15 protein-coding genes are annotated in these 15,309 nt (G+C 58.4%); 10 read left to right on the top strand and 5 right to left on the bottom strand.

All coding sequences use genetic code 11. The features are described 5' to 3' along the window. Positions 1 to 14: 14 nt before the first annotated feature. Both pyrC and rnt read left to right on the top strand, forming a co-directional pair. On the top strand, positions 15 to 1,061 hold the full coding sequence (gene pyrC / locus ACZ9BB_RS01530; RefSeq protein WP_476212245.1) for a dihydroorotase: 1,047 nt from the start codon (positions 15 to 17) through the stop codon (positions 1,059 to 1,061). Continuing rightward, complete coding sequence (gene rnt / locus ACZ9BB_RS01525; RefSeq protein ID WP_476212244.1) at positions 1,058 to 1,735, top strand: ribonuclease T; 678 nt, start codon at positions 1,058 to 1,060, stop codon at positions 1,733 to 1,735. Before pyrC ends, rnt begins: the two co-directional genes overlap by 4 nt. Positions 1,736 to 1,820: 85 nt before the next feature. Here the strand turns inward: rnt and ACZ9BB_RS01520 are convergent, their stop codons facing one another. Beyond that, a complete protein-coding gene (locus tag ACZ9BB_RS01520) occupies positions 1,821 to 2,423 on the bottom strand; it encodes a peroxiredoxin (protein ID WP_253416557.1) in 603 nt (200 codons plus the stop codon). 326 nt (positions 2,424 to 2,749) lie between these two features. On the opposite strand from ACZ9BB_RS01520, the gene ACZ9BB_RS01515 reads away from it, so the two are divergent. Together ACZ9BB_RS01515 and bfr are read left to right on the top strand one after the other, a co-directional pair. After that, the gene (locus tag ACZ9BB_RS01515) at positions 2,750 to 2,968 is read left to right on the top strand and encodes a bacterioferritin-associated ferredoxin (protein WP_018926608.1); all 219 of its coding nucleotides are present in this window, start codon (positions 2,750 to 2,752) and stop codon (positions 2,966 to 2,968) included. Between the two features lie 198 nt (positions 2,969 to 3,166). After that, positions 3,167 to 3,640 (top strand): bacterioferritin, encoded by a 474-nt coding sequence (gene bfr / locus ACZ9BB_RS01510; protein ID WP_123500680.1) that lies wholly within the window; start codon positions 3,167 to 3,169, stop codon positions 3,638 to 3,640. Positions 3,641 to 3,730: 90 nt separating this feature from the next. Here the strand turns inward: bfr and grxD are convergent, their stop codons facing one another. From grxD to ACZ9BB_RS01495, 3 genes are all read right to left on the bottom strand, one after another. Next, positions 3,731 to 4,072 carry a Grx4 family monothiol glutaredoxin gene (gene grxD, locus ACZ9BB_RS01505; RefSeq protein ID WP_476212243.1) on the bottom strand — a complete coding sequence of 114 codons (342 nt, stop codon included), beginning with the start codon at positions 4,070 to 4,072 and terminating at the stop codon, positions 3,731 to 3,733. 97 nt (positions 4,073 to 4,169) lie between these two features. After that, on the bottom strand, positions 4,170 to 6,278 hold the full coding sequence (locus ACZ9BB_RS01500; RefSeq protein ID WP_476212242.1) for a molybdopterin oxidoreductase family protein: 2,109 nt from the start codon (positions 6,276 to 6,278) through the stop codon (positions 4,170 to 4,172). Positions 6,279 to 6,413: 135 nt separating this feature from the next. Beyond that, positions 6,414 to 6,704 (bottom strand): hypothetical protein, encoded by a 291-nt coding sequence (locus tag ACZ9BB_RS01495; protein ID WP_476212241.1) that lies wholly within the window; start codon positions 6,702 to 6,704, stop codon positions 6,414 to 6,416. 454 nt (positions 6,705 to 7,158) lie between these two features. Between ACZ9BB_RS01495 and argF the strand changes: the two genes are divergently transcribed. Continuing rightward, complete coding sequence (argF, locus tag ACZ9BB_RS01490) at positions 7,159 to 8,079, top strand: ornithine carbamoyltransferase (RefSeq protein ID WP_253553548.1); 921 nt, start codon at positions 7,159 to 7,161, stop codon at positions 8,077 to 8,079. Then, complete coding sequence (locus ACZ9BB_RS01485) at positions 8,076 to 9,185, top strand: ABC transporter ATP-binding protein (RefSeq protein ID WP_476212240.1); 1,110 nt, start codon at positions 8,076 to 8,078, stop codon at positions 9,183 to 9,185. The genes argF and ACZ9BB_RS01485 overlap by 4 nt, the downstream gene beginning before the upstream one ends. A gap of 58 nt (positions 9,186 to 9,243) precedes the next feature. Here the strand turns inward: ACZ9BB_RS01485 and ybaK are convergent, their stop codons facing one another. Further along, positions 9,244 to 9,714, bottom strand: coding sequence for a Cys-tRNA(Pro) deacylase (ybaK, locus tag ACZ9BB_RS01480; protein ID WP_476212239.1), 471 nt, complete (start codon positions 9,712 to 9,714; stop codon positions 9,244 to 9,246). 369 nt (positions 9,715 to 10,083) lie between these two features. Here ybaK and ACZ9BB_RS01475 point away from each other — a divergent pair, with 369 nt between their 5' ends. From ACZ9BB_RS01475 to glpD, 4 genes are all read left to right on the top strand, one after another. After that, on the top strand, positions 10,084 to 10,935 hold the full coding sequence (locus ACZ9BB_RS01475; protein WP_476212238.1) for an MIP/aquaporin family protein: 852 nt from the start codon (positions 10,084 to 10,086) through the stop codon (positions 10,933 to 10,935). Between the two features lie 75 nt (positions 10,936 to 11,010). Next, the gene (gene glpK / locus ACZ9BB_RS01470) at positions 11,011 to 12,516 is read left to right on the top strand and encodes a glycerol kinase GlpK (RefSeq protein ID WP_476212237.1); all 1,506 of its coding nucleotides are present in this window, start codon (positions 11,011 to 11,013) and stop codon (positions 12,514 to 12,516) included. An 83-nt stretch (positions 12,517 to 12,599) separates the two neighbouring features. Next, the gene (locus ACZ9BB_RS01465) at positions 12,600 to 13,355 is read left to right on the top strand and encodes a DeoR/GlpR family transcriptional regulator (RefSeq protein ID WP_095632280.1); all 756 of its coding nucleotides are present in this window, start codon (positions 12,600 to 12,602) and stop codon (positions 13,353 to 13,355) included. Between the two features lie 329 nt (positions 13,356 to 13,684). Continuing rightward, positions 13,685 to 15,223: a glycerol-3-phosphate dehydrogenase gene (glpD, locus tag ACZ9BB_RS01460; RefSeq protein ID WP_476212236.1), complete on the top strand. Its 1,539-nt coding sequence runs from the start codon at positions 13,685 to 13,687 to the stop codon at positions 15,221 to 15,223. Positions 15,224 to 15,309 lie beyond the last annotated feature (86 nt).

Genomic DNA, 15,309 nt, shown 5'->3' with positions numbered 1-15,309 from the left:
CCTGGAATCCCCTCATGTCCGACCGCCTGACCCTGCTGCGTCCCGACGACTGGCATATTCATCTTCGCGATGGTGCTGTGTTGACCAATACCGTCGCGGATGTCGCGCGCACCTTTGGTCGCGCCATCATCATGCCCAACCTGGTACCTCCGGTACGCAACGCTGTCGAAGCCGATGGCTATCGCCAGCGGATTCTCGCCGCACGTCCGGCCGGCAGCCGTTTCGAACCGCTGATGGTTCTGTACCTGACCGACCGCACCCAGCCCGAAGAAATTCGTGAAGCCAAGGCCAGTGGTTTTATTCACGCCGCCAAGCTGTATCCGGCCGGCGCGACCACCAACTCGGACTCTGGCGTCACCAGCATCGACAAGATTTTCCCTGCGCTCGAGGCCATGGCCGAAGTCGGGATGCCCTTGTTGGTTCACGGTGAGGTCACCCGTGGCGATGTCGACGTTTTCGATCGCGAAAAAATCTTCATCGATGAGCACATGCGTCGTGTGGTCGAGCGTTTCCCGACGCTCAAAGTGGTGTTCGAACACATCACCACCGCCGACGCCGTGCAGTTCGTCAACTCGGCTTCGGCCAACGTTGGCGCTACCATCACCGCGCATCACCTGCTGTACAACCGCAACCACATGCTGGTGGGCGGGATTCGGCCGCACTTCTATTGCCTGCCGATCCTCAAGCGCAATACCCACCAGGAAGCCCTGCTCGACGCCGCCACCAGCGGCAGCGACAAGTTCTTCCTCGGCACCGACTCGGCCCCCCATGCCCAGCACGCCAAAGAAGCGGCTTGCGGCTGCGCCGGTTGCTACACCGCTTACGCCGCGATCGAGATGTATGCCGAAGCCTTCGAACAGCGCAATGCGCTGGACAAGCTTGAAGCCTTCGCCAGCCTCAATGGCCCGCGTTTCTACGGCCTGCCGGCGAACACCGATCGCATCACCCTGGTCCGTGACGAATGGACCGCCCCAACCAGCCTGCCATTTGGCGAGCTGACCGTAATCCCGCTGCGCGCCGGTGAAAAACTGCGCTGGCGCCTGCTGGAGGAACACGCGTGAGTGAAGACCATTTCGACGACGAACAGGACGGTCAAGGCGGCGGAGGCGGTCCTCGTCATCCAATGGCAGCCAGGTTCCGGGGTTACCTGCCGGTAGTTGTCGATGTAGAAACCGGTGGCTTCAATTCGGCCACCGATGCCCTGCTGGAAATTGCTGCAACCACCATCGCCATGGATGAAAAAGGGTTTGTGTATCCCGATCACACCTACTTCTTCCGCGTCGAGCCATTTGAAGGCGCGAACATCGAAGCGGCCGCTCTGGAGTTCACCGGGATCAAGCTCGATCACCCGTTGCGCATGGCGGTGACTGAAGAAGCGGCCCTGACTGATATTTTCCGTGGCATCCGCAAGGCCCTGAAAGCCAACGGCTGCAAACGGGCGATTCTGGTCGGGCACAACAGCAGCTTCGATCTGGGCTTCCTCAACGCCGCTGTCGCACGCCTGGACATGAAACGTAACCCGTTTCATCCATTTTCCAGCTTCGATACCGCAACCCTCGCAGGCCTGGCCTACGGTCAAACCGTATTGGCCAAGGCCTGTCAGGCAGCCGATATCGACTTCGATGGTCGTGAGGCCCACTCGGCTCGCTATGACACGGAGAAGACTGCCGAGCTGTTCTGCGGCATCGTCAATCGCTGGAAACAAATGGGTGGCTGGGAAAACTACAACGACTGATCCGCCCCAAGTGAACAGCATGGGTTTATCCCGCCCATAAAAAAACCGGCCTCATCAGCCGGTTTTTTTATGCCTCGAACGTGCCTTACAGCGCAGCAGCGTTCTCGGTCAGGTAAGCAGCAACGCCTTCTGGCGAAGCGTTCATGCCTTTGTCGCCTTTTTTCCAGTTGGCAGGGCAAACTTCGCCGTGCTCTTCGTGGAATTGCAGAGCGTCGACCAGACGGATCAGCTCTTCCATGTTACGGCCCAGCGGCAGGTCATTGATGATCTGCGAACGGACAACACCTTTGTCGTCGATCAGGAACGCGCCACGGAAAGCCACGCCGCCTTCGGACTCAACGTCGTAGGCCTTGGCGATTTCGTGCTTCATGTCGGCAGCCATGGTGTAGCGAACCTGGCCGATACCGCCATTGTTCACCGGGGTGTTGCGCCATGCGTTGTGGGTGAAGTGCGAATCGATCGATACCGCGACCACTTCAACGTTACGAGCCTTGAAGTCAGCCATGCGGTTGTCCAGAGCGATCAGCTCGGACGGGCAAACGAAGGTGAAGTCCAGTGGATAGAAGAACACCAGGCCGTATTTGCCTTTGATGGCCGAGGACAGGGTGTAGCTGTCAACGATCTCGCCATTGCCGAGTACGGCCGGTACGGTGAAGTCAGGGGCTTGTTTGCCTACGAGTACGCTCATTGGATATCTCCTGGTGTAATAACGTTGAAGAACAGGGTTCATGCCAGCCTGCCACCCTCGGGCGACAGCCCTGTGACACGAACCTGCTTCGCAAAAGGCCGACCATCATACACCGCGTTTTTCACCTGTCCTTAGCGCCTTAACGGTTTTTTTCCTGGAAGGTAAAAAGGCCGTTGCTATATTTTTCTCATGACAGGTGTAAGAAGAAACCGTTCGTCAGTCACAGGCCCTTATGACGAAAAGGCTTCAGAAACCACTTTGACAATCATTCTCGTTAACATTAAGATCCATCGCAATTGAGTCACAACCAGCGACGGTTCTCACTTATGTATGTCTGCCTCTGCACTGGCGTCACCGACGGTCAAATCCGCGATGCAATCTATGAAGGTTGCTGCAGCTATAAGGAAGTCCGTCTGGCTACCGGCGTAGCCGGCCAATGCGGTAAATGCGCTTGCCTGGCCAAGGAAGTGGTGCGTGAAACACTGGGCAAACTGCAAACGGCCCAGGCGGCGATCCCCTACCCCGTAGAATTTACGGCCGCCTGACTACCGCATTTCAAAGAACCGGACTGATGTCCGGTTTTTTTATGCCCGAAAATCAATTGCTTAGGCACCAGACGCGGAACACAAACATTCTTATTCCGATTAATTTTCATATAAGTTTCAATAACTTAGGTTTGACACTCTTAATTGCGCGGCTCAGACTCTGCCTTATAGACAGCTAATACAGGGCAGGACCCCATCATGAAAGGCGACATTACAGTCATCCAGCATCTCAACAAGATCCTTGCCAATGAACTGGTCGCGATCAATCAATACTTTTTGCATGCGCGCATGTACGAAGATTGGGGCCTGAACAAGCTCGGCAAGCACGAGTACCACGAATCCATCGACGAGATGAAGCACGCCGACAAGCTGATCAAGCGCATCCTGTTCCTTGAAGGCCTGCCGAACGTTCAGGACCTGGGTAAGCTGAACATCGGCGAACACACCAAGGAAATGCTTGAGTGTGACTTGAAGATCGAACGCGATGGCCATGCCGATTTGAAAGTCGCGATCGCTCATTGCGAAACCGTTGGCGACTTCGGTAGCCGTGAACTGCTCGAAGACATTCTTGAATCCGAAGAAGAACATATCGACTGGCTGGAAACCCAACTGGGCCTGATCGATAAAGTCGGTCTTGAGAACTATCTGCAATCGCAGATGGGCGAAGAGTAAGTTCTACGCCTCTAACCCCGATGCAATAAAAAGCCCCGCTCTCTTTTAAAGAGGCGGGGCTTTTTGTGTGCGCTTCCTACAGGTACCGAATCAGGCGTCGGTCTTGTTGGCAGCAGCAGCTTCAACAGCGGCTTTGATCGTCGCTTGCAACGAACCGTCAGCAGCCATTTCAGTCATGATGTCGCTACCACCGACCAGTTCACCCGCCACCCACAGTTGTGGAAAGGTTGGCCAGTTGGCGTACTTGGGCAGGTTGGCGCGGATTTCCGGGTTCTGCAGGATATCCACATAGGCAAACTTTTCACCACAGGCCATCACAGCCTGGGCGGCTTTCGCGGAGAACCCACACTGCGGGGCATTCGGCGAGCCTTTCATGTAAAGCAGAATGGTGTTGTTGGCAATCTGCTCTTTAATCGTTTCGATGATATCCATGGAGCACCTCGGCTGAACTTTCCGACTCAGTGGTCGGCACGGTGGCGCATTGTAACGGAAACCCGAGCGCCATGCTCGGCCTCCCCGACAGTCATGTTCACGCCGCCGCCACGGTCACCGGCACGCCGTTCAATGCCGCATTGCCCGACAACTCATCGAGCTGACATTCGTCAGTCAGGTCATTGGCGCTGGAACCTGGCTGGCCACTGGCAATCGTCATCTGCACGCCCGGTCGCGCATGGCCCCAACCGTGGGGCAGGCTGACCACTCCTTTCATCATATCGAGGCTGGCGACCACTTCAACCTCGATCACGCCGACCCGTGAACTGACGCGCACCCGCTGCCCATCGCTGAGCCCGCGGCTGGCCAGGTCGTCCGGGTGCATCAGCAGTTGATGGCGCGGTTTGCCCTTCACCAGTCGGTGATAGTTATGCATCCATGAGTTGTTGCTGCGCACATGGCGGCGACCGATCATCAGCAACTCATCGGCGGCCGGTGCTTGCAGCGCCGCAAAGCGTGCCAGATCGGCGAGGATCTCCACAGGCGCCGCCTGGACGCGCTGATTAGCCGTCTTCAGACGAGGCGTCAAATTGGGCTTGAGCGCCCCGAGATCGATACCGTGAGGGTGATCGAACAAGCTCGCCAGCGAAAGCTTGTACTGCGAAGCATCGCCATACAGGCCCATCCGCAGCCCTTGGTCGATCATCTGTGCCGGTGCAATGGTCGGTTTCAGCTCCTTGCCGGTCTTCGCCGCAAAGGCTTTGGCCAGCCCCACGAAGATCTCCCAGTCATGCAACGCGCCTTGCGGCTTGGCGAGAATCGCCCGGTTGAAACGGGTGACATTGCGTACCGCGAACATGTTGAAGGTGGTGTCGTAATGGTCGTTTTCCAGCGCCGAAGTCGACGGCAGGATCAGGTCGGCATAACGCGTGGTTTCATTGATGTACAGGTCGACGCTGACCATGAACTCCAGCCCGTCCAGCGCCTGCTCCAGCTGCCGGCCATTGGGTGTGGACAACACCGGATTACCCGCCACGGTGATCAACGCGCGGACCTGCCCTTCCCCTTCGGTGAGCATCTCTTCGGCCAGCGCCGACACCGGCAGTTCTCCCGCGTATTCCGGACGCCCGGACACCCGGCTCTGCCACCGGTTGAAATGCCCGCCCGAGGTCGATGCCACCAGATCCACCGCTGGTTCGGTGCACAACGCACCACCCACCCGATCGAGGTTGCCGCTGACCAGATTGATCAGTTGCACCAGCCAATGGCAAAGGGTGCCGAAAGCCTGGGTCGAAACACCCATGCGCCCGTAGCACACCGCTGTCGGCGCTGCCGCGAAGTCCCGCGCCAGTTGGCGGATCTGCTCGGCGGGCACCGCGCAAAGCGGGCTCATGGCCTCGGCAGTGAAACCTGCGATCGCCTTACGCACTTCATCCAGACCATCGACCGGCAAATGACTGTCGCGGGTCAGGCCTTCAGCGAATAACGTATTGAGCAGTCCGAACAACAGCGCCGCATCGCCGCCGGGGCGCACGAACAGATGCTGATCGGCAATCGCCGCCGTCTCGCTGCGACGCGGATCGACCACCACCACTTTACCGCCCCGGGCCTGAATCGCCTTAAGGCGCTTCTCGACATCCGGCACGGTCATGATGCTGCCGTTGGAAGCCAGTGGATTGCCGCCCAGGATCAGCATGAAATCGGTGTGATCGATGTCCGGGATCGGCAACAGCAAACCGTGGCCGTACATCAAATGACTGCTCAGGTGATGGGGCAACTGATCGACCGACGTCGCGGAAAACCGGTTGCGGGTTTTCAGCAGGCCTAGAAAGTAATTGCTGTGGGTCATCAACCCGTAATTGTGCACGCTGGGGTTGCCCTGATAGACCGCCACCGCGTTCTGCCCGTGACGCTCCTGAATCGCCGCCAGGCGTTCGGCTACAAGGCTGAACGCATCTTCCCACTCGATAGGCTGCCACTCGCTACCCACTCGCTGCATCGGCTGACGCAGGCGATCCGGGTCGTTCTGAATGTCTTGCAGGGCCACCGCCTTGGGGCAGATATGCCCACGGCTGAAGCTGTCCTGAGGGTCGCCCTTGATCGAGGTGATCTGCACGCCGCTGCCTTCGACCTCGGTGGTTTCGATGGTCAGGCCGCAGATGGCTTCACACAGATGGCACGCACGGTGATGGAGAGTCTTAGTCATGGCCAGTCTCTGTCTTGTTCTGGGCGGGCGATGTCGGCCGCGGGAACAAAACTATGGCGCGCGACTCGCCCCTTTGCCAGCGACGTTCGTCTTGTGAATCGGCAACCATCAGGCCAGCCGATGACGGCAAGGAGATCAGTTCGGCGGCAGGCTCGGCGGCGCCTGCAGCTGGATTTCCTCGATTGTTTCGATCTGTTCGTGGGCAACATGCACGCCGGTGAGCTCGCCGATCAGCCGCCAATGCTCGTCGAGCCCGGTGCTGATGGTGGCCATCCGGTCGATCATGCGCCGACCAGCCGCCTTGGTGACTTCGTCTTCACTGCGTAACAACTCGAAAGACATCGAGGTCATGGAAGCAGTGAGGTGGGTCAGAGAGCGTGCGGTCAGACCGAGCAGCTCCATCAACAGTTGTTCTTTCGATTCCATTCCAAGGGCTTCCTGCATCGCTCGTGAGGGCCTGTCATCCAGTATGTCCTGAGCCCGCGCCGGCTGGAGACAGGCCCTAGTTATAACCCAGCACTTTGCATTAGCAAATGTTTCAGACCAGACACATTGCCCGCCGATGGCTCGAATGACAGGTCAAAAACCGACTACCAGTATGTCGCCCGCGCCCCGTCTGATTGCCAAGCCCCGCGGGCCCGGTGTACAAATGGTTAGCTGCTATCAGGACACAGGCTTCAAAAGCGCTATTGCGGTCATCCCGTAGCCCCTCTGAAATCCCCTAAACACTGTAGCCTATTGGAAAAACGCGACATTTAATGTCAATATCGCGCCTCCCCCTATTTCGTCGCCCCGTGCGGCTTACGCCGCAGGTCTCGCCCGTTTTTCAGTTAAACAAGGCTTTGAGTATCTGCGGTCTGTTGCAAAAAGGTAGTCAATGATGAGCGCAAGGCACTTTCTCTCCCTGATGGATTGCACGCCCGAAGAGCTGGTCAGCGTGATCCGTCGAGGCGTTGAGCTCAAGGACCTGCGTAACCGCGGCGTACTGTTCGAGCCTTTGAAGAACCGCGTCCTGGGGATGATTTTCGAGAAGTCCTCGACCCGTACCCGTATTTCGTTCGAAGCCGGCATGATCCAGCTCGGTGGCCAGGCGATCTTCCTGTCGCCACGCGACACCCAACTGGGCCGTGGCGAGCCGATCGGCGACTGCGCCATCGTCATGTCGAGCATGCTCGATGCGGTGATGATCCGTACCTTTGCCCATAGCACCCTGACCGAATTCGCCGCCAACTCCCGCGTACCGGTGATCAACGGCCTGTCCGATGACTTGCACCCGTGCCAGTTGCTGGCCGACATGCAAACCTTCCTCGAACACCGCGGCTCGATTCAAGGCAAGACCGTGGCCTGGATCGGCGACGGCAACAACATGTGCAACAGCTATATAGAAGCGGCGATCCAGTTCGACTTCCAGTTGCGCATCGCTTGCCCGGAAGGCTACGAGCCCAACCCTGAATTCGTGGCCAAGGCCGGCGATCGGGTGACCATCGTCCGCGATCCACAGGAAGCCGTGCGCGGCGCGCATCTGGTAAGCACCGACGTCTGGACCTCCATGGGCCAGGAAGAAGAAACCGCCAAACGCCTGAAGCTGTTCGCGCCATTCCAGGTCAACCGTGCGCTACTCGACCTGGCCGCGCCGGACGTGCTGTTCATGCATTGCCTGCCGGCCCACCGTGGCGAGGAAATCAGCCTCGACCTGCTCGACGACCCGCGTTCAGTAGCCTGGGATCAAGCCGAAAACCGTCTTCATGCCCAAAAGGCCCTGCTCGAATTTCTCGTTCCACCTTCGTACCACCACGCATGAGCCAGCCATTACTGCTGAACCTGCGCGACCTGGCCTGCGGTTATCAAAACCAGCGGGTCGTGCAAAACCTCAACCTGCACTTGAATGCCGGCGATATCGGCTGCCTGCTGGGGTCTTCGGGCTGCGGCAAAACTACCACCCTGCGGGCAATTGCCGGTTTCGAACCGGTGCACGAAGGTGAAATCCAGTTAGCGGGCGAGACCATCTCCAGCGCCGGTTTCACCCTCGCCCCGGAGAAACGCCGGATCGGCATGGTGTTCCAGGATTACGCGCTGTTTCCGCATTTGAGCGTGGCCGAGAACATTGCCTTCGGGATCCGCAAGCATCCGCAAAAGGATCGCGTCACCGAAGAACTGCTCGAACTGGTCAACCTGAAAAACCTCGGCAAGCGCTTCCCCCATGAGCTGTCCGGCGGCCAGCAGCAGCGTGTTGCACTGGCCCGCGCCCTGGCGCCGGAGCCGCAATTGCTGTTGCTCGACGAACCATTCTCCAACCTCGACGGTGAACTGCGGCGCAAGCTCAGCCATGAAGTACGCGACATTCTCAAGGCTCGCGGCACCAGTGCGATTCTGGTGACCCACGACCAGGAAGAAGCCTTCGCCGTCAGCGACCATGTCGGCGTTTTCAAGGAAGGCCGCCTGGAGCAATGGGATACGCCCTACAACCTCTATCACGAACCACTGACACCGTTCGTGGCCAGTTTCATAGGCCAGGGTTATTTCATTCGCGGTCAGTTGAGCAGCCCGGAGTCGGTGCAGACCGAGCTGGGTGAACTGCGCGGCAATCGCGCCTACACCTGGCCGATTGGAGGCGCCGTAGACGTGTTGCTGCGTCCGGACGATATCGTCTATGCCCCAGACAGCCCGTTGAAGGCACAGATTGTCGGCAAGAGTTTTCAGGGTGCATCAACCTTGTACCGCTTGCAGATGCCTACGGGCGCGCAGCTAGAGTCGATCTTCCCGAGCCATGCCGATCATCTGGTCGGTGCAGAAGTAGGAATCCGGGTGGCGGCTGAACACTTGGTGCTGTTCCAGGCATCTGGCAGCACGGCGGCACAGATTCCGCCGGTCGAATCCGGTGTTCGGCGCCATAGCACCGCCAGCTGACGCCTCGCTCCCTGGATTCTCGTTTAACCGACAGAACAACTCCTCCCGCGCCCTCCGCTCAAGCGCGACCGATATCAGCGAACTTCGCCTGGGTGTATTCGGCCAACACGGCAGGCGTCAGTTCGACTTCCAGACCACGCCGTCCGGCGCTGACGAAGATGCTGGAAAAAGGCTGAGCCGAACGATCGATAAAGGTGCGCAGGCGCTTCTTCTGCCCGAGTGGGCTGATGCCGCCTAACAGGTACCCCGTCGACCGCTGTGCAGCCGCAGGATCAGCCATTTCGACTTTCTTCACGCCAGCGGCATGCGCCAGCGCCTTCAAGTCCAGACTTCCGACAACCGGCACCACCGCCACCAACAATTCCCCCTTCTCGCTGGCTGCCAGCAACGTCTTGAACACTTGCGCGGGGTCCAGCCCCAGTTTCTCTGCAGCCTCCAGACCATAAGACGCCGCCTTTGGATCGTGTTCGTAACTGTGCACGCGATGTTCGGCCCGAACTTTTTTCAACAAATCCAATGCGGGGGTCATGACAGCTCCTGGCTTGGCGACAGAAAAAAAATACTGCGCAGGATTCTAGGTCATTGATCGATAAAAGGCTCTATCGCGGCGCTATTTCAAAGGCCTGGCGAGGCCTTCGACCGCTCATCCACGTTCGGTCTGCCGCGCGAACAACGCGGTCATTCATTTGACTGATAGTTGAAATATGACCGATCGTTCACTTTCGACCTTTGACATCAGCGTTTCTTGTCTATATTTTTTCGAATACGAATACTGTACGAATGTTTCACTGTCGTACCCAGCAGTAAGCCGAGATCAGGATGGGGATCCTGCCTCGGTGAAAATCGCGCTTCGATCTTGATGAAAAAGCGCCAGACAAAAACAAAAACGAGGTTTTCAATGACAACTGCTTTACAACAACCGTCGCTCTCGAGCCAATGCATGGCCGAGTTTCTAGGTACCGCACTGCTGATCTTTTTCGGTACCGGGTGTGTTGCCGCGCTCAAGGTCGCGGGCGCCAGCTTCGGGCTGTGGGAAATCAGCATCATCTGGGGGGTTGGCGTGAGCATGGCGATCTACCTCACCGCCGGCGTTTCCGGCGCGCATCTCAATCCTGCCGTGAGTATCGCGCTGAGCATTTTCGCTGATTTCGAAAAGCGCAAACTGCCCTTCTATATCGTCTCCCAAGTGGCCGGCGCTTTCTGCGGGGCATTGTTGGTTTACACGCTGTATAGCAACCTGTTCTTCGATTTCGAACAAACTCACCAAATGGTTCGTGGCACCCAGGCCAGCCTTGAATTGGCCTCGGTGTTTTCCACCTTCCCTAACCCAGCCCTGTCCACAGCCCAGGCCTTTCTGGTTGAAGTGATCATCACTGCCATCCTGATGGGCGTGATCATGTCGCTGACCGATGACAACAACGGTCTGCCCAAAGGGCCGCTGGCGCCGTTGCTGATCGGCCTGCTGATTGCCGTGATTGGTAGCTCGATGGGCCCGTTGACCGGTTTCGCGATGAACCCGGCCCGCGACTTCGGTCCTAAACTAATGACTTTCTTTGCGGGCTGGGGTGAAATTTCCTTCACTGGCGGGCGCGATATCCCGTACTTCCTGATTCCGGTTTTTGCACCGATTGTCGGTGCCTGCCTCGGTGCTGCAGCTTATCGCGGGCTGATTGCCCGTCATCTGATCGGCGCCATACCTGCTACAAAGGACGCAACGCCGGCCATTGATGGCAAACCAAGAACGTCTTGAAACCGTTGGCGCGTGACCCTGCCCATTTGGTCCCGCGCCTGACTTCACTTCCTTATTTCGTCCAAGGCAATCGACATGACCGACATTCAGAATAAGAACTACATCATTGCCCTCGATCAGGGTACGACCAGCTCCCGCGCGATCATTTTCGACCGTGACGCGAACGTGGTCTGCACCGCCCAACGTGAATTCGCACAGCACTACCCGCAAGCCGGATGGGTCGAGCATGACCCGATGGAAATCTTCGCCACCCAAAGCGCCGTGATGGTCGAGGCCCTGGCTCAAGCCGGCCTGCATCACGACCAGGTCGCAGCCATCGGCATCACCAACCAGCGCGAAACCACCGTGGTCTGGGACAAGACTACCGGCCGCCCGATCTACAACGCGATCGTCTGGCAGTGCCGGCGCAGCACCGAAATCTGCCAGCAGCTCAAGCGCGACGGCCACGAGCAATACATCAGCGACACCACTGGCCTGGTCACCGACCCGTACTTCTCTGGCACCAAGCTCAAGTGGATCCTCGACAACGTCGAAGGCAGCCGTGAACGTGCGCGCAAGGGTGAACTGCTGTTCGGCACCATCGACAGCTGGCTGATCTGGAAATTTACCGGCGGCAAGGTTCACGTCACCGACTACACCAACGCCTCGCGCACCATGCTCTTCAATATCCATGCGCTGGAGTGGGACGCGAAGATGCTGGACGTCCTCGACATCCCGCGCGAGATGCTCCCTGAAGTAAAATCGTCGTCCGAAATCTACGGCCACACCAAAAGCGGCATCGCCATTGGTGGTATTGCCGGCGATCAGCAGGCAGCACTCTTCGGCCAGATGTGCGTCGAGCCCGGCCAGGCGAAAAACACCTACGGCACCGGTTGCTTCCTGCTGATGAACACTGGCGACAAAGCGGTCAAATCCAAACACGGCATGCTCACCACCATCGCCTGCGGCCCGCGCGGTGAAGTGGCCTACGCCCTGGAAGGCGCTGTCTTCAATGGCGGCTCCACCGTGCAGTGGCTGCGTGACGAGTTGAAAATCATCAACGACGCCCACGACACCGAATACTTTGCCAACAAGGTCAAGGACAGCAACGGCGTGTACCTGGTGCCAGCCTTCACCGGCCTGGGCGCCCCTTACTGGGACCCGTATGCCCGTGGCGCCCTGTTCGGCCTGACCCGTGGCGTACGCGTGGATCACATCATTCGTGCCGCGCTGGAGTCGATTGCCTACCAGACCCGCGACGTTCTCGACGCCATGCAACAGGATGCCGGCGAACGCCTGAAGTCCCTGCGAGTGGACGGCGGAGCTGTCGCCAACAACTTCCTGATGCAATTCCAGGCCGACATTCTCGGCACGCAGGTCGAACGTCCGAAAATGCGCGAAACCACAGCGCTGGGTGCGGCTTACCTGGCTGGTTTGGCTTGCGGCTTCTGGGGCAGTCTGGACGAGTTGCGCGGCAAGGCGGTGATCGAGCGCGAGTTCGAACCGACACTGGACGAAACCGCGAAGGAAAAACTCTACGCCGGCTGGAAAAAAGCCGTCAGCCGCACCCGCGACTGGGAACCGCATGAGGGTGCTGAATAAGCCAAGGTCGGGTTCTAACTGGTAGGGAGCGGATTCCTGCGGCATCATGGGCAAATTTTGCACGGCAGCCCAAAGGAAGCCCCATGAATCTGCCTCCCCGTCAGCAGCAAATCCTCGAACTGGTCCGCGAGCGCGGTTATGTCAGCATCGAGGAAATGGCTCAGCTGTTCGTCGTTACACCGCAAACCATCCGCCGCGATATCAATCAACTGGCGGAAGTCAATTTGCTGCGGCGCTACCATGGCGGCGCAGCCTATGATTCCAGTGTCGAAAACACCGCCTACGCCATGCGCGCCGATCAGATGCGCGATGAAAAACAGCGTATTGGCGAAGCCATTGCGGCGCAGATTCCAGATCACGCCTCGCTGTTCATCAACATCGGCACCACCACCGAATCCATCGCCCGGGCGCTGCTCAATCACAACCACCTGAAAATCATCACCAACAACCTGCATGTGGCCTCGATGCTCAGCGCCAAGGACGACTTCGACGTGCTGCTGACGGGGGGGAATGTGCGGCGTGACGGAGGCGTGGTCGGCCAGGCCAGCGTCGACTTCATCAACCAGTTCAAGGTCGACTTCGCCCTGGTCGGCATCAGCGGCATCGATGAAGACGGCAGCCTGCTGGACTTCGATTATCAGGAAGTGCGGGTGTCCCAAGCGATCATCGCCAACGCCCGACAGGTAATTCTCGCAGCCGACTCCAGCAAATTCGGGCGCAACGCCATGATTCGCCTGGGGCCGATCAGCCTGATCGATTGCCTGGTCACCGATCAACCGCCTTCGCCGGCCTTGGCGCAGTTGCTGAGCCAGCACAAGATTCGGTTGGAAGTGGTTTAACTCCTTTCGAAACAGCTCGCTCCCCTGTGGCGAGGGAGCTTGCTCCCGTTCGGCTGCGCAGCAGACGCAAATCAGATGGCATGTTCATTCTGAAATACCCCGATTGCCGGTTTTAGGGCTGCTTCGCAGCCCAGCGGGAGCAAGCTCCCTCGCCACAAAAGCCTCCACTGTCATCATTCAATGTTCGAAAATTTTCCTTTAACACCCCTTCGATCAGTATTTTCAATCGAAGCTGGCTGGCTGTGGGCGTCTTTATGGGCTAATATTTTCGTAAGTGAACATAAATGTTCGAATTCAAATACAGAAACTCTAAAAACCGAGGCTAGCCGATGCCCACTTCTACCTTGCCTACGCCCCCTCTCGCCGAGGTCTACGATATCGCCGTCATCGGTGGTGGGATCAATGGCGTGGGGATCGCAGCGGATGCCGCCGGTCGCGGCCTTTCGGTGTTCCTTTGCGAAAAGGATGACTTGGCCAGCCACACCTCGTCAGCCAGCAGCAAGCTCATTCACGGCGGCCTGCGCTACCTCGAACATTATGAATTCCGCCTGGTACGCGAAGCCCTCGCCGAGCGCGAAGTGCTGCTGGCCAAGGCGCCGCATATCGTCAAACAGATGCGCTTCGTGCTGCCACACCGCCCGCACCTGCGTCCGGCCTGGATGATCCGCGCCGGCCTGTTCCTTTATGACCACCTCGGCAAACGGGAAAAACTCCAAGGCTCGAAAAGCCTGAAATTCGGCCCGGACAGCGCACTGAAAAGCGAGATCACCAAAGGCTTCGAATACTCCGATTGCTGGGTCGATGACGCACGCCTGGTCGTGCTGAACGCCATGGCTGCCCGCGAGAAAGGCGCTCACGTTCATACGCAGACCCGTTGCGTCAGTGCCCGTCGCAGCAAGGGCCTGTGGAACCTGCACCTGGAACGCGCCGATGGCAGCCTGTTTTCGATCCGCGCCAAAGCGCTGGTGAATGCTGCCGGCCCATGGGTCGCCCAATTTATCCGGGACGACCTGAAGATGGAGTCGCCGTATGGCATCCGCTTGATCCAGGGCAGCCACCTGATCGTGCCGAAACTGTACGAAGGTGAACACGCGCACATTCTGCAAAACGAAGATCAGCGCATCGTCTTCACCATTCCCTACCTGAACCACTTCACCTTGATCGGCACCACCGACCGCGAGTACACCGGCGACCCGGCGAAAGTGGCAATCACTGAGGGCGAAACCGATTACCTGCTGAAAGTGGTCAACGCCCACTTCAAGAAGCAAATCAGCCGCAGCGACATCCTGCACAGTTATTCCGGCGTTCGCCCGCTGTGCAACGATGAATCCGACAACCCGTCGGCCGTTACCCGCGACTACACCCTGGCGTTGTCGGGCAGTGCCGAAGAAGCGCCACTGCTGTCGGTGTTCGGCGGCAAACTGACGACTTACCGCAAACTGGCCGAGTCGGCGCTGGCGCAATTGGCCCCGTACTTCACGCACATCAAGCCAAGCTGGACCACCAGCGCTCCCCTGCCCGGCGGCGAAGACATGACCACCCCGCAGGCCTTGAGCTCGCGGATCCGCGACAAGTTCGACTGGGTGCCCACCGAGATCGCCCGGCGCTGGGCCACTACTTACGGCAGCCGCACCTGGCGCATGCTCGAAGGCGTTGAAAAACTCAGTGACCTGGGCGAGCACATCGGCGGCGGCCTTTACACCCGCGAAGTCGATTACCTGTGCAGCGAAGAATGGGCAAGCACCGCCGACGACATTCTTTGGCGCCGCAGCAAACTTGCGCTGTTCACCACCCCGGCGGAACAGGAAAAGCTCAAGGATTACCTGAACAAGGTCGAACAGAACCGCAGCAAGATCGAAGCGGCCTGATCGACAATCCAATTGAACCAAAGCCCCTGAATCTCATGATTCAGGGGCTTTTTGCATTCCGCCAAACACTACATATCTCCAGGCTC

Source organism: Pseudomonas sp. TE3552 (assembly GCF_056278945.1).
This window is presented reverse-complemented; position numbering and strand designations above follow the sequence as displayed.